We start from the raw sequence: 20,706 nt of genomic DNA, 5'->3' as shown, positions 1-20,706 counted from the left end.
ACCATTTATTTCTTAAATTTATATGCTCAAAATAAAAGCAATGGTTTTATCTAATTTATATCGTGTGACTTCAAAAGAATCAATAATTTGTTTTTTAGTCATAGCGTGATTGGTATATTTATAGTGCATATATACAAATGCAGCTAAATATCTGTCTACCTCTGCTAAATCAACTTTTTCAGAGATAATCGCTTCAGCTTGATCAATCCAGTCAATAAATAGTGAGGTATCGTTTTTAAAATAATCCATTTCATATAATTTCAACATACCTCTGTGAATAAAATCTAATTTATTTAATGTTAATCCTTGTACCAGATACGTTAGATATAATTTTTCATAATCATTCATTGATTCTAAGATTGACCAAATTTCTTCTGTCATAAGAATTTCTTTACCATTGAGTTGATTTAATAAAAAGATTCCATATAGTCTATAATGACTATCGTCATCCAATAATAGTGGAAGAATGCGTTGGTTAAAAACAGATTTACTTTCCTCAAGCACCCATGGCGCATAACCAACATCTACTTTAGATATCTGTAGTAATTTATTCCATAATTCTACACTTTCATCTTTATTTCCGAGGTAATAAAAATTAAAGCTCAATACATTATACATTTGAATGGATAAAAACTTACCCTTTTTATATAGAGGATAAAGTATATTTTGAGATGCTTGATACTGTTTTAAATAACTTAATACAATTCCTAGTTTAAAACTTTCATCATCATTCATAGGTACAACTTTGTTTAATATTTTAAGATACCTCTTATATTTCTCCATTTCATTTGTGTTATAAAGTAAAAGTGTATAATGACATAAGGCATGAACATCTGAATTATCTTCACTCAATAACGCTTCAAACATCTCTTTAGCTGTTTCATATTCACTTAAATAAAGATAGCACATCGCAAGCAGATTACGTATAACACGATGGGATTGAATATGCTCATCTTGACTTAGAATATATGCTCGCGCGTCATTCAGTCGTCCTTGTGAAAATAAAAATTGGAATAATAATTGTGTAGCAAATAATTGTGCTTCTAATTCAATTTTATGTTCACTTGTATAGGTCACTTCGAATGTCTTTTCTAGTACTTCTCTAAAGTCCTGATCATCTGTTAAAAGTACATAATTAATACCAAACAAGAATGCCTTGTTTGGTTCATTCAACTCTATATTTAATTGACTTAACTCATAGAAACTATCTGCAACATGAAAATCATTTACAATATTTTCGTAAAATATTTGCTCTGCTTTTCTACCTAAATTTATTTTCGTTAAACATTGTGCATAATGTAATTGAATATCATAATCTTCAGGTGACAATTCGAGCACTTTGCTATAGTAATTTGCTGCTTTATTATAATCTTGTTGTTGCCATTTTTGTATAGCCATTTTGCGGTAAAAAGTTTCGTCGAAAATCATTGGTATTATCTTATTGTCTTCACGTGCCATTAATTGTCACCTCCTCTATCAACTTTTATATGCATAGGATTACCAAATACAAAGCTATAATCAGGTATATCTTTAGTGATGACCGTACCAGCTCCGACTTTTACATGGTTTCCTATTCTAACTCCTGGTAAAATCGTTACATTCGCACCAATCAATGTATAATGCCCAATGGTGACTCTACCTTGTCGCCATTCATCAATAAGTACTTCATGCGTTAATATTGTTGTATTATAACCAATAACACTATTGTTGCCAACAGAAATTAACTCTGGATAAAACAAGTCAGGTAAAACTTTATATGCAAATGCTGTATTCTGACCTATAGCCATTTTTAAAAACTTGCGATAAATAGAGCGTTTTAGACGCATGCTTGGTATAAAACGAGAAATTTCAATAATAATAGTTTGTTTAAAAACCTTAGGAAATCTCACTATTTTATAAACTTGCCACAGAGGGTTTATGGAGAAACGTTTTTGTTTGTTTAATCGTCTCACCATACACACTACGCCCTTTTACCTGGCCATTGAAGTGGTCCAGAATTTTTAAAAGTTGAAGGATGATACTTAACTCTTCTATATATAATAAGAATAATGCTAACAACGATAAGAATGACTGATACGAGTTGTGCAACTCTAATATGACTTGTAAGCATTAAACTATCAGTTCGCAGTCCTTCAACGAAGAATCGGCCAATTGAATACCAAATAAGATAAATAAAGAACGTTTCCCCTATTTTTAGATGTTTCCTCAAATTAATTAGAATTATAAAACCGAGAACATCCCACGCAGATTCATATAAAAATGTAGGATGATAATACTGACCTTCGATATACATATTTCTAATGATAAAATCCGGTAAATGTAAGTGTTCTAAAAACGCCTTCGATACAGGTCCACCATGGGCTTCATGATTCATAAAATTACCCCATCTACCTATACCTTGAGCTAATATAATACCTGGCGCTACAATATCACCGATTTGTAACGGGTGTAGATTTTTAGACCTACATACGATAACACCTGTAATAAATCCACCAATTAAACCACCGTGGATTGCTATACCTCCATGCCATATCTTCGGTATTTCACCTGGATTTTGCATGTAATATGGCCATTGGAAAATCACGAAGTATAAACGTGCCACAATAAAACCAAATATAGCACTATAGAATATAATATCTATTAATGTATCTTTATGTAAGCCAACATTTTTTAGTGCAGCTTGTGCAATAAAATAACCCAGTAATATACCACATGCGATAATAATTCCATACCAACGAACATGTATAGGTCCAATACTAAAAGCAATTGGATCAATGTATCCTAGAGTTAAACCCATTTCGTACTACTCCTCACTTTTATGACTATTGCGAACGATTTCTTCATTTAAACGCTCACTAAACTCTTCAGCTGTATTAATTCCCATTATATTTAATCGATAATTCATCGCTGCAACTTCAATAATTACGGCAACATTTCGTCCAGGTCTGACAGGAATTGTTTTTTTAGTAATTTCAGTATCGAGGATTTTCAAAGTTTCCTCATTAAGTCCAACTCGATCATATAATTTATCTTTATTCCAATTCTCTAAATTAATATTTAAACGAATTTGTTTCTCAGTCAAAATAGACCCTGCACCAAATAGAGTCATAACATTAATAATTCCCAGTCCTCGAATCTCAAGTAAATGCTCAATCAATTTAGGTGGTTTGCCTATTAATTCGTCTTTAGTGATTTCTTTAATTTCAACATTATCATCAGCGACAAGTCTGTGACCACGTTTAACTAATTCTAATGCAGTCTCACTTTTACCTATACCTGAATCACCTGTAATTAATACACCTACTCCATAAACATCGACGAGTACTCCATGTAAAGATGTGGTTTTAGCTAATTCATGCTCTAAAAATGTAGTCAAACGACTCATCAAACTTGTCGTAGCATCTTTAGCAATAATAATAGGTGTATTCAGTTCTTTTGCTGCAGAAATTAATTCTTCAGGGGGCTCCAATCCTCGCGTCACAATAATTGCTGGAGTTTCAGGTCGACATAATTTTCTCATTCTTCCTTCTTTCTCATCATCTGGAAGTAGATTATAGAAAGATAGTTCAGTAGTTCCTAACAATTGAATTCTATCTGAAGCATAATGAGAGAAATAGCCTGCCATTTCTAGACCAGGACGTGATATATCCGTATTTTTTATTGGTCTATTTAAGCCTTTTTCCCCGGCGATTAAATCTAGATTAAGTGTATTAACCAGTCTTTCTGTTGTTAACATGGGTTCACCTCAAATTATAATATCCCTTCGTATCTATTCTCTATTCTATTATCATATCAAAAATGAACTCACAATCTATATTAAAATGACGATTTAACTTTTAAAATATTCTTAAATAACCATTAACTTAAATATATGAAAGTCAAATTCTTTTAACATCTGAGGTGAGTATTTTAACCATTCATAAATTATAGGTTTGAATTCTTGTATTAAAGTTAGAAAACACTCACTTTAACTTGCATATCTCAATAAATACTTTAGAAAAAACTTTATTAGCTATGGACTTGTTGCAATGGTTAATAAGAATTAAAAACTTACAATGAATATATCTTAATTTTAAAAGCTATCATCATGATAAAGAATTAAGGCTAGGACAATATTAATGTCCTAGCCTATCAAAGTTGGTTAGCATTAGTAAAGGTTAACTAAAACTTTGAAGCGTTATCTTTACTAATTGGCTATTTATTCTATACTGTCTCTTTCTAAAACAGGTTTTAAATATGTTCCAGTATAAGAGTCATTATTTTCAGCAATTTCTTCCGGAGTACCAGTCCCAACTATAGTACCCCCGCCTTCGCCACCTTCAGGTCCAAGATCAATAATGTGATCTGCAGTTTTAATTACATCTAAGTTGTGTTCAATAATCACAACTGTATCACCGTTTTCTACTAATCGATTTAAAACTTTTAACAAACGGCTAATATCATCAACGTGCAGCCCCGTTGTAGGTTCATCAAGGATATAAATAGAACGTCCTGTGGAACGCTTATGCAATTCAGAAGCTAATTTTACACGTTGAGCTTCACCACCTGAAAGAGTTGTCGCCTGTTGTCCTAAAGTAATATAACCTAAGCCGACATCAACAAGTGTTTGAAGCTTTCGATTAATTTTTGGAATATTTTCGAAGAAATGTGTTGCTTCTTCAACAGTCATTTCTAATACATCGGCAATATTTTTACCTTTGTAAGTTACTTCCAAGGTTTCTCGATTATAACGTTTACCATCACACACTTCACATGGTACATAAACGTCTGGTAAAAAATGCATTTCTATTTTAATGATACCGTCACCTTTACAAGCTTCACAACGTCCACCTTTAACATTGAAACTAAATCTACCTTTTTGATAACCACGTATTTTAGCTTCATTCGTTTGAGCAAAGACATCTCTAATATCATCGAAAACGCCTGTATAAGTGGCTGGATTTGAACGTGGAGTTCTACCAATTGGAGATTGATCAATATCAATAATCTTATCGAGGTGATCAATACCATCAATTGTGTCAAAATCTCCAGGTTTTATTTTAGATTTATTAATTTTTTGGGCAAGTGATTTATATAAAATTTCATTAACTAATGAACTTTTACCAGAACCAGACACTCCAGTAACAACAGTCATTACTGATAAAGGAAATTCAACATCGACGTTTTTAAGATTATTGCTTCTAGCACCTTTTATGCTAATTTTCTTATTAGTTACTTCTCGTCTATGTTCGGGTACATCAATACGTTTTTTGCCACTAAGATATTGTCCAGTTAATGATTTTTTATCTTTCATTACTTTAGCAGGTGTACCACTTGAAACAATTTCTCCACCATGATTCCCTGCACCTGGACCTACATCTACTAAATAATCTGCTGCCCTCATCGTATCATCATCGTGTTCAACAACAATTAACGTATTTCCTAAATCTCTCATTTCTTTTAATGTACTAATTAGGCGATCATTATCTCTTTGATGTAGCCCAATTGAAGGTTCATCTAATACATACAATACGCCTGTTAGTCTTGAACCTATTTGAGTAGCAAGACGAATACGTTGTGCTTCCCCACCTGATAAAGTACCAGATGAACGATTTAAAGTAAGATATTCCAAACCTACGTTATTTAAGAAAGATAATCTTGAAATAATTTCCTTAAGGATTTGGTTTGCTATCGCTCTGTCTTGCTCACTTAATTCAATCTTTTCATAATAATTCAAAGCATTTTTAATGGAGTATTGCACGACTTCACCAATATTAAAACCGCCAACATATACAGATAAAGCTTCTTGGCTCAAACGTTTACCATGACACGTTTCACATGGAAGTTCTGTCATGTACTTGCTCATCATTTCACGGGTATACTCAGAAGGAGACTCATGGTAGCGTCGATTGATATTAGGAATGACCCCTTCGAATACCATTTTGCGTTTACGTGTGCCCCCATTACGTTGAGTGAAAGTAAACTCAATTTCTTTATCTCCAGAACCGTGCATCAAGATATTCTTTTGTCTATCTGTCAGTTTTTTATATGGTTTATCCATGTTAATCTTATAGACTTCACATACGCGTTTTAACAATGTTGGATAGAAGTCCGAACTTGTAGGCTCCCATGGTTCAATTGCACCTTCATTTAATGATTTATCTTTATCAGGAACAACTAAATCCATGTCTACTGTTAGTTTTTGACCAAGACCATCACATGTTGGGCATGCACCAAATGGACTATTGAAACTGAACATTCTTGGCTCTAACTCACCAATTGAGAATCCACAAATAGGACATGCATGATTTTCAGAAAATTTTAGTTCATCACCATCAATGACATCAACAGTCAAGTTACCTTCCGCTAGTTCTAAAGACGTTTCAATTGAATCTGCTAAACGCGTCTCAATTCCATCTTTTACGACTAAGCGGTCGACAACTACTTCAATAGTATGATTTTTATTCTTATCAAGTTCGGGCACTTCATTAACATCTACAATCTCTCCATCGACACGTAAGCGTACATAACCCTTTTTACCTATATCTTCAATTAATTTTTCGTGTGTTCCTTTTCTATGAGATACTACAGGTGCAAGTAGTTGGATTTTTGTACGTTCTTCAAGTTCTAGAATTCTATCCACCATTTGTTGAACAGTTTGAGATTCTATTTCTATTCCATGGTGCGGACAATAAGGTTTACCTACGCGTGCATAAAGTAGACGTATATAGTCATAGATTTCAGTTACAGTTGCAACAGTTGATCGTGGATTTTTACTAGTTGTCTTTTGATCTATAGAAATGGCAGGTGATAAACCTTCGATTGTATCAACATCTGGCTTATCCATTTGTCCTAAAAACTGACGTGCATATGCACTTAGAGACTCAACATATCGTCTTTGTCCTTCTGCATAAATCGTATCAAATGCCAAAGAAGACTTACCAGAGCCTGAAAGTCCAGTCATGACAATAAGTTTATTTTTGGGTAGCTCAATATCTACTCCTTTTAAATTATGTGCACGTGCGCCTTTAACGACTATTGACGGTCCTTTCATTTAAACGTCACCCTTCTGCTTTTAATTCAAATAACATATCTCTTAATTCTGTTGCTTTCTCGAAGTCTAAATCTTTAGCTGCTTTTTTCATTTCTTTTTCTATATTTTCAATAGTTTTTTGTCTTTCTTTTTTAGTCATTTTCTTAGGTAGTTCTGTTTGTTTCTGATCATTAGTTTCATCACTTTCTACTGTAGCACTAATAACATCATGTATTTTCTTATTAATCGTTTTAGGAGTTATACCGTGTTCCTTATTATGCGCCGTTTGAATATCTCGACGTCTTTGCGTTTCATCAATTGCATATTGCATTGAATCAGTAATTTTATCTGCATACATAATAACTTCACCTTTATCATTACGTGCAGCACGACCTATTGTTTGAATTAAAGAACGATCTGATCGTAGAAATCCTTCTTTATCAGCATCGAGTATAACTACTAGAGACACTTCAGGTATATCAATACCCTCTCTCAACAGGTTAATCCCTACAATAGCGTCATAAGTTCCCATACGCAAATCCCGAATAATTTCAATACGTTCTAATGTTTTAATCTCAGAATGTAAATAGTTAACTTTAATACCCGCTTCTTTCATATATGTGGTTAAATCTTCACTCATTTTTTTAGTTAATGTTGTTACTAACACACGTTCATCTCTATCTATCCGTTCTTGAATCTCACTGAGTAAATCATCAATTTGATTTTCAGTTGGTCTAACGTCGATTTTAGGATCGAGTAAGCCAGTTGGACGAATAATCTGTTCAACCATTTCATCAGTATATTCTAATTCATAAGGTCCTGGGGTAGCAGAAACATATACAAGTTGTTTAGTTTTATCTTCGAACTCTTCAAATTTTAGAGGTCTATTATCAAGTGCACTTGGTAAACGGAACCCATGATCTACAAGCACCTGTTTACGAGCTCTGTCACCGTTATACATACCACGAATTTGTGGTAAAGTAACGTGTGATTCATCAATCATTACAAGCCAATCATCTCCAAAATAGTCAAGCAATGTAAAAGGTGTAGAGCCTAAAGGTCTTAATGTAAGATGAACAGAATAATTCTCGATACCTGAACAGAAGCCCATTTCACGCATCATTTCGAGATCATAGTTCGTACGCTGTTCAAGTCGCTGAGCTTCTAATAATTTATTTTCATCACGTAATTCTTTAAGTCGTTCTTCTAATTCTTTCTCAATTCGTTCAATTGCAACTTTCATTTTTTCTTCACGAGTTACGAAGTGAGAGGCTGGGAAAATAGCAAAATGTTCACGTTCACGTATCACTTCACCAGTTAAATAATTGACCTCTCTGATGCGATCAATTTCATCTCCAAAGAACTCTACTCTAATACACATTTCTTCTCTAGATGCAGGGAAAATCTCTACAACATCTCCACGCACTCTAAAAGTACCACGTTGGAAATCAATATCATTACGTGTATATTGAACATCTACTAATTTTCGTAGCAATTCACTGCGATCCATTTCCATTCCAACTCTAACGCTAACTACTAAGTCTTTATATTCTTCCGGATTACCTAAACCATAAATACAACTCACACTAGCAATAATTATTACATCATCGCGTTCAAATAACGCACTTGTAGCCGAATGACGTAATTGGTCAATTTCATCATTGATGGAGGCGTCCTTTTCTATGAAAGTATCAGTCGATGGAACATAAGCTTCTGGTTGATAATAATCGTAATAACTTACAAAATATTCTACTCTATTTTCAGGGAAGAATTCTTTAAACTCACTATAAAGTTGCCCAGCTAATGTCTTATTGTGTGCAATAATCAATGTAGGTTTACCGACTTCTTTGATGACGTTACTCATAGTGAATGTTTTACCTGTTCCTGTCGCACCAAGTAAAGTTTGATGACGTTTTCCATTATTCACACCATCAACAATTTTTTGTATCGCTTGAGGTTGATCCCCCTGTGGTTCAAATTCAGAATTCAACTTAAATGGAACATGTTCAACCATTCTGACATACGCCTCCTACTTAATTTCTCACTCATTTAAAATTTAACACTCACGTTTATAGTCTTAAGTTTCATTATGTACTATTCTAACAAATTTATAACGACTAAAGCAAACGTTTGTTCGCTCAGGATTTTTTGAAAATAAAAACAAACATAGTGAAACACCATGCTTGTTTAAAAAGTTATTTAATTTAAGTCTTTCTCGTTTAAAGATACTATAAAACAATCTTCTGTAACCTTCAAAAGATTTGTTTACGCTTTCTATATATTGATATTTCCTAACGAGAATCATCTTGATTCTTATGAAGTTTCAATTTATCAATGATTAAATAACCTGCTAGAAGACTCACTACATCTATAAATATAATCCATTCGTTATGAAAAAAACCTTTATAAATCGAAGTACCTATTAATATTAGCGTTAATAATGTACCTATCCATTTACTTCTAGTGACAACACTAAATAATACCACTAATATACAAGGAAAAAAGGCGGCACATGCATACCAAATCATTATCGTCACCCATTTCTTCTATTTAAGATTGTCATAGTCGTTTCACGTAACTCAGTTCTTGGAATGAAGTTTTCTGTAAGCATTTCAGGAATAACATTATCTATGAAGTCTTTTACTGAATTTAAATGATCAAATTGAATAATTGTCTCTAGACTCATTTCATAAATTTCAAAGAATAAAGGTTCTGGGTTACGTTTTTGAATTTCTCCAAAAGTTTCATATAATAAATCAATTTTATCTGCCACTGAGAGAATTTGGCCTTCTAAAGAATCATCTTTACCTTCTTGCAGGCGTTCTCTGTATACTTTTTGATATTGTTCAGGAATCTCCTCTTTTATGAATGTATCTACCATTTCTTCCTCTACTTGGGAAAATAGTTTCTTTAATTCTCTGCTTGCATATTTAACAGGGGTTTTGATGTCACCGGTAAAAACTTCCGCGAAATCGTGATTTAACGCCTTCTCATATAGACTTTTCCAATTGATTTCATTTCCATAATATTCTTCAACAGTTGCTAAATACTGGGCAATTTTAGTCACTTTAAATGAGTGGGCAGCGACATTATGTTCGAAATATTTAAACTTACCCGGTAGTCTTATTAATTTTTCTAAATCAGAAAGTCTTTTAAAATATTGATGTACACCCATATCACGATACCTCCCTGTAAACGAAATTTGTCTAATTACTTATAGTTATTATATCAATCCATTTTATTATTGAAAGTAAATTCATATTTTTATATATTAATTTTTTATAAAGGTAAGAGATTCTAGTTTGCATATATCTTAGAATATCCTTGTTTGATAATTAAATTTCAATAAGAGTTTAAATCGCTTACTTATTAAGTTGATGACACATAGTGCAACTCGAATAAAAAAGCTGTAACAATAAACACTGTTACAGCCTTGTTTAAAATACATATATTAATTTTTTCTTTTTCACTTTTATAATTTAGTCTTTTAGTGAATATAATTGTAAGAACCTGGATTATAAATTGTTCTATATGATTTAACGTTTACGCCACCGTTCCAGTTCATTTCAGAAACAGTTAATGTACCATTAGGATTTACTGACTCAACAACGCCTACATGTCCATACGCACCAGCACCATTTTGTCCAGGAGCGCTTTGGAATATAGCTCCTACTTCAGGTGTGTTATTTACATTGAATCCAGCTTGGCTAGCAGATGCTGCCCAGTTGCTAGCATTGCCCCATAAACTACCAATTGGTTTTCCTAATTCAGCACGACGATTAAATGCATAGTAAGTGCATTGTCCATCAGTATATAGGTTACCTGCATTCGAAATACTTCTTAAACCATCATAAGAAGTTTGAGAAAAATTGATTGGTGTTTCATAATTTTCATAAGTAACACCTGATTCATCAGTTGAAGTTGACTCAAATGTAGTTTGCGGAATAGAGATTTCTTCACTTTCAAATTGTGATGGATTAACGCCACTCTCTGAAACAACTATTTTATCACCAGGGAAAATAAGCGGTTGGATTCCTGGGTTTAATGTATATAATTGTTCTAAAGTGATGCCGTGTTCTACTGCGATATTATATAAACAATCTCCTGCTTTAACTATATATGTTCCTAAATTAGATTGATTCGTTGTAACAACGTCTGGTGAATTTACGTCCTGTTGAGACGCCTCTGATTCTTGAGCGTTAGCTGCAGTGTTGATTGCAAAAAATGCTGCAATCGAACTTAAAGTTACAGTTAGCGTTTTTTTCATCTAGTTGTCATTCCTTTGCTAGTTTGTTCTTAAATTTACAAGTTCAAATATAGCACACCCCAAGCTTGAGATGTTTAATGTTATAGCGATGTAATATAACAGTAAAAAGAGAATGATTACAAAAACACGACATAAAACGCTAACTATCTTTACAATAACGGTGTAAAGGGTTACTTTTCTAAGTCTGAAACTCTATGTGGTAATATTATAAATTGCATATTACATATTATTATTAGATATTTTATTACACAAAACATTACCTACTTAATGTTTATTAAATTAAAAACCTCATTTACTAGTCACTAACACTAATAAATGAGGAACTTAAATTATTAAACTTCTTCATTGTCCATTTCTTTTCTTAAATAAGCTTCTATAAATGGCCCAATATCGCCATCCATGACTGCATCAACCTTACCAGTTTCTTCATTTGTTCGATGGTCTTTAACCATTGAATAAGGATGGAAAACATAAGATCGTATTTGACTTCCCCACCCAATTTCTTTTTGTTCACCACGAATTTCAGCCATTTCACGTTCTTGTTCATCTAATTTTAGTTGGTATAACTTAGATTTTAACATTTTCATTGCTGCTTCTCGGTTCTTAATTTGCGAACGTTCATTTTGGTTATTGACTACAATACCTGTAGGATGGTGAGTAATTCTGATCGCTGATTCTGTTTTGTTAATATGCTGACCACCGGCTCCTGAGGCTCTAAAGGTATCAACCGTTATATCATCCGGATTAATTTCTATTTCGATTTCATCATTATTAAAATCTGGAATCACGTCACAAGAGGCAAACGACGTATGTCGTCTACCCGAGGAATCAAATGGTGAGATTCTGACTAATCGGTGCACGCCTTTTTCTGCTTTTAAGTAACCATAAGCATTATGACCTTTAATCAATAGCGTTACGCTTTTTACGCCTGCTTCGTCACCAGGTAAATAGTCCACCGTCTCAACATTGAAGCCATTTTGTTCACAATAACGTTGATACATTCTTAGTAACATACTCGCCCAATCTTGTGATTCAGTTCCTCCGGCACCTGGATGAAGTTCAAGTATGGCATTATTTGCATCATGTGGCCCATCCAGAAGTAATTGCAATTCAAATTGATCCATTTTATCTTTAAATTGAATGACAGTATTCTCAAGTTCTTCTTTCATATCTTCATCATATTCTTCTTGTAACAATTCTCTGGTTGCACTCATATCATCAACTTCATTGGCTAAATCGTGATACCCATTCACTATCGACTTTAAAGCGTTATTTTTATCTATAATTTCTTGAGCTTTATTTTGGTCATTCCAGAAGTTTGGGTCTGCCATCATCTCTTCGTATTCTTGGATATTAGTCTCTTTATTCTCTAAGTCAAAGAGACCCCCTAATTTGATTTAAATTATTTTGATATTCGTCTATATTACGTTTAATTTCAGATAATTCCATTGATTTTCTCTCCTATTACTGAATGTTTAGCGCTTTTAGCATTTATCATACTATATCTTACATGAAATTCGTCTTTATGAAAATTAACGTTCAAACTTAAAAAGTTCGAAGTCACGACATTAGTATCAAGAAAATAATAATAAAGACCGAGCCATTAGAATATGCCTCAGTCTTTATTATTGAACATTGCAACATTTAGTGTTGATTTATGCTTGTCCGTGGCAATTTTTGTACTTTTTACCACTGCCACATGGACATGGGTCGTTTCGCCCTACTTGATCACCTTTTACAATGGGTTGAGATTTTACTTTTTCTTTACCATCTTCAGCAGTTAGGTGTTTACCCTCACCTAAGTCTTTTGTTTTTTCACGTTCAATATCATCTTCGAATTGAACTACAGATTTTAAGATATATTTACAAGTATCTTCTTCAATATTTTGCATCATAATATCAAACAGTTCATGGCCTTCGTTTTGATAATCGCGAAGAGGGTTTTGTTGTGCATATGAACGCAAGTGAATACCTTGACGTAATTGATCCATTGTATCGATATGATCTGTCCAATGACTATCGATAGAACGTAATAAAATCATTCGTTCAAATTCACTCATTTGATCGCCTAATTTTTCTTTCTGACGCTCATAAGCTTTTTCTATTTTCGCCCAAACAACTTCAAAGATGTCTTCAGAATCCTTACCATTGATTTCAGACTCCGCTAAGTCTCCTTCTTGTAAAAAGACATCATTCACATAGTTTATAAACGGTGCATAATCAGGATTATCATCATCTTCATTAACATAATAGTTAATTGAACGTTGTAATGTTGAACGTAACATAGCATTGACTACTTGAGAGCTATCTTCATTATCTATAATTTCGTTACGTTCATTATAAATAATTTCACGTTGTTTACGTAACACCTCATCGTATTCAAGGATACGTTTACGCGCATCAAAGTTGTTACCTTCTACACGTTTTTGAGCAGATTCAACAGCTCTTGAAACCATTTTAGACTCTATCGGAGTTGAATCGTCCATACCAAGTCTATTCATCATTTTTTGTAAACGTTCTGAACCAAAACGAACCATTAATTCGTCTTGAAGTGATAGATAGAAACGACTGTCACCTCTATCACCTTGACGTCCTGAACGACCACGTAACTGGTCATCAATACGACGTGATTCATGACGTTCAGTACCTATAACAGCAAGTCCACCAAGTTCTTCAACACCATCGCCAAGTTTGATGTCTGTACCACGACCAGCCATGTTTGTCGCAATAGTTACAGCACCTTTTTGACCAGCGTTTGCAATGATGTCCGCTTCGCGTTCATGGTTTTTCGCATTTAATACATCATGTCGGATACCACGTTTTTTAAGTAAATTAGAAATGTATTCTGATGTTTCTACTGCCACGGTACCTAATAAGATAGGTTGTCCTTTTTTATGCTTCTCAACTACATCTTCGACTACTGCGTCAAATTTACCCTTTTGACTAATATAAATTAAATCTGCCTTATCAACACGTTGGACAGGTTTATTCGTAGGAATTTGAGTTACTGTCATATTATATATGTTGCGGAATTCTTCTTCTTCAGTTTTTGCAGTACCAGTCATTCCAGCTAATTTGTTATACATTCTGAAGTAATTTTGGAATGTAATAGATGCCATAGTCTTAGATTCATTTTGAATCGTAACACCTTCTTTAGCTTCGATAGCTTGGTGCAATCCTTCAGAAAAACGACGACCAGGCATCGTACGTCCTGTAAATTGGTCCACAATAAGTACTTCGCCATCAACAACCATATAATCCACATCGCGTTGTAACGTTACATGAGCTCTTAATGCAGTATTAATATGGCTTATGATTTCAACGTTTTGAACGTCGTATAAATTGTCTACTTTAAACATACGCTCAGCTTTGTCAGCACCTTGTTCAGTTAGATGAACGGCTTTTGTTTTTTCATCATAATTATAGTCATCCTCTGCTTTGAGCATCTTAGCGAATACATTAGCTTGAGTGTATAATGATGTAGATTTTTCAGCTTCACCAGAAATAATTAAAGGTGTTCTCGCCTCATCAATTAAAATAGAGTCGACCTCATCAATAATTGCAAAATGTAATGGACGCATAACTCTTTCTTCAGCATAATTCACCATATTATCTCTTAAGTAATCGAAGCCAAGTTCATTATTAGTACTATAAGTAATATCTTGTGCATATGCTTCACGCTTTTCTTCAGTAGACTTACTATTTAAGTTAAGTCCAACAGATAAACCTAAGAAATTATATAATTGAGCCATCTCTTCACTTTGAAAACTTGATAAATACTCATTCACTGTAATGACGTGAACGCCACGACCGGCCAGCGCATTTAAATAAGTTGGCATTGTCGCTGTTAAAGTTTTACCTTCACCTGTTCTCATTTCAGCGATATCACCTTTATGAATCGCGATACCACCCATAACTTGTACTCTATAAGGTATCATGTTAAATACACGCTTAGAGCCTTCACGTACAAGTGCATATGCTTCAGGTAAAATTTTATCTAAATAATCATTTTGTTTTTTTACATCATCAATTTCGGATAATTCTTTTTGGAACGCTTTAGTTTTTTCACGAATTTCTTCATCAGTTAATAATGCAGTATCTTCCTCTAACGCGAGTACTTTATCTGCAAGTTTACCTAAGCGTTTCGTTTCTTTTTTATTGCCGTCAACAATTTTCGATAAAAATCCCATTACATGCGTCGCTCCTTTAGCTAAAACTGTTTGGCTTACAACAATTTATCTTATCATTAATACCATTAAAATTATACTTATATACTCATACCTTGAGTCTTACTAATATCTTCCTTGTTACTTTCCTCATTGAAAATGAAGTTCTTGTTAGTTATGACTAGTTAGACTCTATAATCTCACCATTAATTGTAGCTATCCCTATAAATCAACAACATATTTATTTTAACACGATAGAAACAATTTTTTCTCCTCATAAATAAATAATTTTCGAATATATTATAAAAACCGTAGTTTAAATAACTGAAATTGAAATTATACAATTTTAGAATCGTCAAACCACGTTAGCATAATCAAAGATATGTGTCCATCAATTAACGGTTAAATGATTAGTGGAGTAGTATATGCAAATAAACAACTCAAAAATAAAAACTTACTGTAGGAGCAAACAAAATGAACAAGGCTAGAAGCCTAATATAAGCTTCTAGCCGAGTCTAATACACGAATTTTACAATCATACGATTTTACGCCATATTATCATAGTAGTATTTAATTAATTCATACATTTGTTGCATATCGTAACCCCATCTTGCGTAATATGCATATGGATCAACATGATCTGTTCCGCCCCAGTATTTGCTTACTGCGCAGTGACTGATAACAGAACCTTTACCTTCATTTGTGTCAGCAAGTGTTGGAGTAATTCCATTTTGTTTTAACATAAATGCTGCAAGCCATGCTTGGTTATTCACTGATTTCGCAAAATCTACGAAGTTATACATTCTTACAAGTTCAATTTGATAGAAGTATGGATTCGCTTTAGGTCCAGCCCCCCATACATAATATTTTGAAGGTGCAGTAAGATGTATTTCATTATTATCAACGAATGCGTGTACAAACGCTGTATTGTATGTTGCATACATGTTATCAACCCATTTTTGTAAAGAGCGATGATCTTCACCTACCTCATGGATTACAACACCAATATAAGTACCTTCCTTATATTCCAATTTTGGAAGAGTGTTCATACGTGGATCATTGACAACGTGAGAATGTTGAAGATGATGTTGGATAATATATTGATTTACTTTAGAGTTTTCAAACAACGGTTCATCATCTGTAGTAGCTTTCTTCGCATTATCAGTATTTCCAGAGAATTGTGTAGTAGTATTATTTTGATTTTGCTGATTCACCACTGTTTGTTTTGAGGATAGACTTTGGGCATGACTAACGGGTGTATAAAAGAGCGACATTGACATCAACATCATACACGTAGAAAAAAGAATTGTTATTTTTGGCATAATTTCTCACCTCTTTCATATTATTTTAATTATTAAAATTATTATTTAATAATTTCACTTATAGTATTATTCTAATAACAAATTAAAATCAAGTATTTATTTGCATTAAAAGTGAAATATTTGTGTATCTTATTAAGAATTTTCTAAAAAATAAGTTCCTATACAATTAATTAGCTAAAAAACCTTAAATTAAAAAAGAGTAGCCTATCTGGCCACTCTCTAAATCATCCAATTAAAAAGAGACTTCCTATCAATACAACATAGAAAGCCTCTTTAATCACTTCACATATTAATCAATATGTCTATACAAATTTTATTCAGTTGTTTCGATTAATCCGTATTTACCGTCTTTACGTCTGTAAACAATGCTTGTCCCATCTGTCTCTCTATCTGTAAAGATGAAGAAATCATGTCCTAATAAGTTCATTTGTAGAACCGCTTCTTCTGAATCCATTGGTTTTAAACTAAATTGTTTTGAACGGATAATTTCAATTTCGCTATCGCTCACAGATTCTTCAGCACCACTTACTTCCCCAGGTGATGCTTCTTGTACTTCTGCCACAAATACTTCTTGATCTCCACGATCTCTATGTTTACGATTTACACGAGTTTTATATTTTCGTACTTGTCGTTCTAATTTACCAGTGATTAAATCAATGCCTGCGTATAAATCATCATGTCTTTCTTCAGCTCTTAATGTTACATCTTTCAACGGAATAGTAACTTCAATTTTAGTAGCTGAATTAGAATAAGTTTTAACTTTAACATGTGCTACTGCGTTTGGCACATTATTAAAATAACGCTCCAACTTACCAATTTTGTCCTCAATATAGTTGCGAATTGCATCTGTGATAGTGAGGTTATCTCCATGAATTTCAAATCTAATCATAGTAATCTCTCCTTTAACCTCTTATATTGGTAATGCTTACTTATATTTTACCACGTTTGGTTTATCGTGCAAACGCAAACACTTTGAATTTTCTGACATTTAACGATAATAATTTACACCCTGCATGATGTATTGTTAATCCAGTTGTATAAATATCATCAATGAGTAGTATTACTTTATCCCTTATGTCAATGTCTTCTTCCTTTACGTAGAACGGATTTGGAGCATTGCTACGTTCTAATTTACCTAACTCAGACTGTTTTGGGCGTATATTTGTTCCTAAAATATTCACATAATCAACTCCCATTTTATCTAAAACTGTAGCTACAGGATTAAATGTCCGTTCAACATCACGTTGAAATGGCGATGGAATCGGAACAATATAATCATAATCTGTTTGAGGTAACTGCAATTTTTCAGATAACACATTAGAAAGTTCATAGTCTCTCATGAATTTATATTTTTGTAACACGTCTTTCATTACTCCTTGGTAACGATATTGACAATACAATTGATCCATCAATTTGAATTCCTTTTCCAAGAATTGACAATCCAGACAGTCATTTGAATCAGAAGTTTTTATATTAAGACATCTAGAACATCTTTCATCGAGATGAGTTATTCTTATGTTATTCCACAATTGTTCGCATCGTTCACAAAATGGTGTAGGCGGTTTAAAAATATTATATACATGAATAATTTCTTTCAATGGTGTCATACATTGTATACATCTACGCATCTAGCCACCCTCTTTTATAACCTAAACGATTCATCTCTGTAATATCTTTTTTAGCACTCATCATTGATAGACTGACACCCTCATGAAGAAATAGTACAAGTCCATTTGGTTCTTCTATTTTACGCCCTACACGTCCGGCGATTTGTATTAAAGCCGCTTTAGAAAATGTTTCTGCATTTATGACAATAACGTCTAACCTCGCCATGGTAAATCCTCTTTCCAGTATAGTTGTTGTAAAAACGATTGAGTGCTCACCACGGCGAAGTGCTTCTACCTTTTCAAATCTATATACGTCTTCACTATAAACACAGATGAGATTAGGAATATGAGCTCGATACCTTAGATATGCATTTTTCATAGTTTCAATGTGATTAAAAAATACCAAAGTATACCGTTGTTGTTTAATTTGCGTTTGCAAAAGGTGAATGAATTGGGGTTGCACCCGAGTTGTGTTTAATTTGAAATATTTAAAGCGAGGTACAGGTAGTGGTTGTCTATGAAATCGTGCTGGAAGTTTAATTATTTTATTAGAAGACATTTGTTTAATAAGTTGACGTGGTGGTGTTGCTGTCATATAAATATGAGAATGAATTGTTTTAGAAGCGGTATCGATTGCTAATAAGAGGTTGGGATCCATAGATAATGGAAAGGCATCGACTTCATCAATAAAAATAGTGTCAAAGTGTTGTTTGAATCTATATAATTGATGCACTGTTGCGATAACAAAATGCCCATTATACTTTTGAGATTGTTTCTGGTGCAAAATATCTATTTCTTCGTTTTTAAAAGCCTCTTTGATGCGATGACTAATTTCAATAACTACATCTACTCTAGGAGATAATATTGCCACATTGTGTCCAAGTTGCCGTGCTAAGCTAATTCCATCAAACATCATTTCTGTTTTACCTGCACCTGTCACTGCATATAATAAGAGATTTTCAGAATTTTTTATAGCTTTAATGATAGCGTCAGATGCATATTGTTGTTGCTTTGACAATGTAAATGGTAATTCAAACTCTCCTTCAGTAGCTAATTGTGTACTTTCGGTAATTCTATAGTCTGTGATGCTATCTATCCTTCCTAATTGAATACATCGCCTACAGTAAATAATTTCTTTGTCCAAAAAGGGAGAATAGTACTTTGACATATAACTATTATCCTCATTACCACATTGAATACAATAATAATGTCCTTCTTTTTTAATAATGCCTTTCGTAATACGAGCAACTTTTTCATCATTTAACTGAATTGATGGAAAGATAAGTTTACCGTAATGTTTGATCATAAATCCCTACTTTCTAACTAAAAAAGCCTAAAACACTTTAGAAGATTTAGTTCTCTACTAATTACATGTCGTAATTACTAAAATTCTCATCCTCTTACATGTTTCAGACTTTTTATCAGTAATATTATTAATTAATTTCAATTTTTCTAGGGAAGTAACCTAAACCTAAACCACCAGAACCTAAATGAGATGCAATAACCGGACCGAATTCGGAGTATTGAATATTCACATTAGGGTAGTCTTCTTTAAGTTGTTGTAAAAATGCTTGTCCATCTTCTTTTTTATCCCCATCGATGACAAATACAGTTACTTCATCCAAGTCTTTAATTAATTCAAAGACATTTGATTCTAAAGATTTAAATGCGCGTTTTTTCGTACGCACTTTTTCATGTGGATGAATTTTACCATCTTCTTCAAAGCGAAGTACAGGTTTCATTTTTAATAGCGTACCTACCCAAGCTTGAGCACCTGTAATACGCCCACTTTTTTGTAGATTCTTAAGATCATCAACAATAAGATATGCGCCTATATGTTCTCTTACATCAGTTAGTTCATTAATAATTTCTTTAGCTGTGTAACCTTTTTCTACTAGTTGAATTGCGTAGATCACAAAGCTACCTTCAATCATTGCAGCGAGACGGCTATCAAATGTGTGCACGTTAACACCATCAACCATTTCTCCGGCTTGTGTAGCAGATTGATAACATCCACTAATACCACTTGATAAGTTAATTACAATGATATCTGTGTACCCTTCATCTCTAAGTTTTTCATAGTTTTTCAACCATTCACCAATAGCGGGCTGACTTGTTGTAGGTATAGTTTTAGATGAAGCCATCTTCTTATAAAAATCATCTATTGAAAATTGGTCATTCTCTGTAAATGTATGCCCATCATCAAATGTCACACTTAATGGAGCAATCGGTAGATTATATTTATCAATGATTTCTTGTGGTAAATAGCCTGTTGAATCGGCCATTACTGCAACCTTCATAGTAATCCTCCTCAATTATACTCATTGTCATA

Annotated in this window: 16 protein-coding genes; all 16 read right to left on the bottom strand. The window is 33.2% G+C overall.

Annotation, left to right across the window (positions count from 1 at the left end):
* Positions 1-18: 18 nt before the first annotated feature.
* The 16 genes from CM54_RS01225 to fakB1 all read right to left on the bottom strand — a co-directional run bounded on the left by CM54_RS01225 (position 19) and on the right by fakB1 (position 20,674).
* The gene (locus CM54_RS01225) at positions 19-1,458 is read right to left on the bottom strand and encodes a tetratricopeptide repeat protein (RefSeq protein ID WP_037548408.1); all 1,440 of its coding nucleotides are present in this window, start codon (positions 1,456-1,458) and stop codon (positions 19-21) included.
* Entirely contained in the window at positions 1,458-1,952 is a 495-nt protein-coding gene (locus CM54_RS01220; RefSeq protein WP_030061174.1) for an acyltransferase, read from the bottom strand. Before CM54_RS01220 ends, CM54_RS01225 begins: the two co-directional genes overlap by 1 nt.
* 8 nt (positions 1,953-1,960) lie before the next feature.
* Positions 1,961-2,797, bottom strand: coding sequence for a prolipoprotein diacylglyceryl transferase (gene lgt, locus CM54_RS01215; protein WP_037548406.1), 837 nt, complete (start codon positions 2,795-2,797; stop codon positions 1,961-1,963).
* 6 nt (positions 2,798-2,803) lie between these two features.
* The gene (hprK, locus tag CM54_RS01210; protein ID WP_037548404.1) at positions 2,804-3,736 is read right to left on the bottom strand and encodes an HPr(Ser) kinase/phosphatase; all 933 of its coding nucleotides are present in this window, start codon (positions 3,734-3,736) and stop codon (positions 2,804-2,806) included.
* A gap of 462 nt (positions 3,737-4,198) precedes the next feature.
* Positions 4,199-7,033, bottom strand: a complete 2,835-nt coding sequence (gene uvrA, locus CM54_RS01205; protein WP_030061168.1) for an excinuclease ABC subunit UvrA — start codon at positions 7,031-7,033, stop codon at positions 4,199-4,201.
* Between the two features lie 7 nt (positions 7,034-7,040).
* On the bottom strand, positions 7,041-9,026 hold the full coding sequence (uvrB, locus tag CM54_RS01200) for an excinuclease ABC subunit UvrB (RefSeq protein WP_037548400.1): 1,986 nt from the start codon (positions 9,024-9,026) through the stop codon (positions 7,041-7,043).
* A 277-nt stretch (positions 9,027-9,303) separates the two neighbouring features.
* Positions 9,304-9,540 carry a CsbA family protein gene (locus CM54_RS01195; protein ID WP_002433094.1) on the bottom strand — a complete coding sequence of 79 codons (237 nt, stop codon included), beginning with the start codon at positions 9,538-9,540 and terminating at the stop codon, positions 9,304-9,306.
* Positions 9,541-9,545: 5 nt separating this feature from the next.
* Entirely contained in the window at positions 9,546-10,187 is a 642-nt protein-coding gene (locus CM54_RS01190; RefSeq protein WP_002433218.1) for a YfbR-like 5'-deoxynucleotidase, read from the bottom strand.
* 312 nt (positions 10,188-10,499) lie between these two features.
* The gene (locus CM54_RS01185) at positions 10,500-11,279 is read right to left on the bottom strand and encodes a COG3942 and LysM peptidoglycan-binding domain-containing protein (RefSeq protein ID WP_023350653.1); all 780 of its coding nucleotides are present in this window, start codon (positions 11,277-11,279) and stop codon (positions 10,500-10,502) included.
* A 332-nt stretch (positions 11,280-11,611) separates the two neighbouring features.
* A protein-coding gene (gene prfB, locus CM54_RS01180; RefSeq protein WP_098905506.1) for a peptide chain release factor 2 occupies positions 11,612-12,728 on the bottom strand; the annotation gives its coding sequence in 2 pieces (ribosomal slippage) (positions 11,612-12,655 and positions 12,657-12,728; 1,116 coding nt in all).
* Between the two features lie 206 nt (positions 12,729-12,934).
* Positions 12,935-15,469 carry a preprotein translocase subunit SecA gene (secA, locus tag CM54_RS01175; protein WP_023350656.1) on the bottom strand — a complete coding sequence of 845 codons (2,535 nt, stop codon included), beginning with the start codon at positions 15,467-15,469 and terminating at the stop codon, positions 12,935-12,937.
* Between the two features lie 521 nt (positions 15,470-15,990).
* Positions 15,991-16,767, bottom strand: coding sequence for a peptidoglycan recognition protein family protein (locus CM54_RS01170; protein ID WP_037548394.1), 777 nt, complete (start codon positions 16,765-16,767; stop codon positions 15,991-15,993).
* Between the two features lie 313 nt (positions 16,768-17,080).
* Entirely contained in the window at positions 17,081-17,656 is a 576-nt protein-coding gene (gene hpf / locus CM54_RS01165) for a ribosome hibernation-promoting factor, HPF/YfiA family (protein ID WP_023350658.1), read from the bottom strand.
* A gap of 61 nt (positions 17,657-17,717) precedes the next feature.
* A complete protein-coding gene (locus tag CM54_RS01160) occupies positions 17,718-18,395 on the bottom strand; it encodes a ComF family protein (protein ID WP_037548392.1) in 678 nt (225 codons plus the stop codon).
* Complete coding sequence (locus CM54_RS01155; protein WP_037548389.1) at positions 18,388-19,680, bottom strand: DNA/RNA helicase; 1,293 nt, start codon at positions 19,678-19,680, stop codon at positions 18,388-18,390. Before CM54_RS01155 ends, CM54_RS01160 begins: the two co-directional genes overlap by 8 nt.
* A 127-nt stretch (positions 19,681-19,807) precedes the next feature.
* Complete coding sequence (gene fakB1, locus CM54_RS01150) at positions 19,808-20,674, bottom strand: fatty acid kinase binding subunit FakB1 (RefSeq protein WP_037548387.1); 867 nt, start codon at positions 20,672-20,674, stop codon at positions 19,808-19,810.
* Positions 20,675-20,706 lie beyond the last annotated feature (32 nt).

Origin of the sequence: Staphylococcus sp. TE8 (genome assembly GCF_000692055.1) — a bacterium.
GTDB classification, from domain to species: Bacteria; Bacillota; Bacilli; order Staphylococcales; family Staphylococcaceae; genus Staphylococcus; species Staphylococcus capitis.
This window is presented reverse-complemented; position numbering and strand designations above follow the sequence as displayed.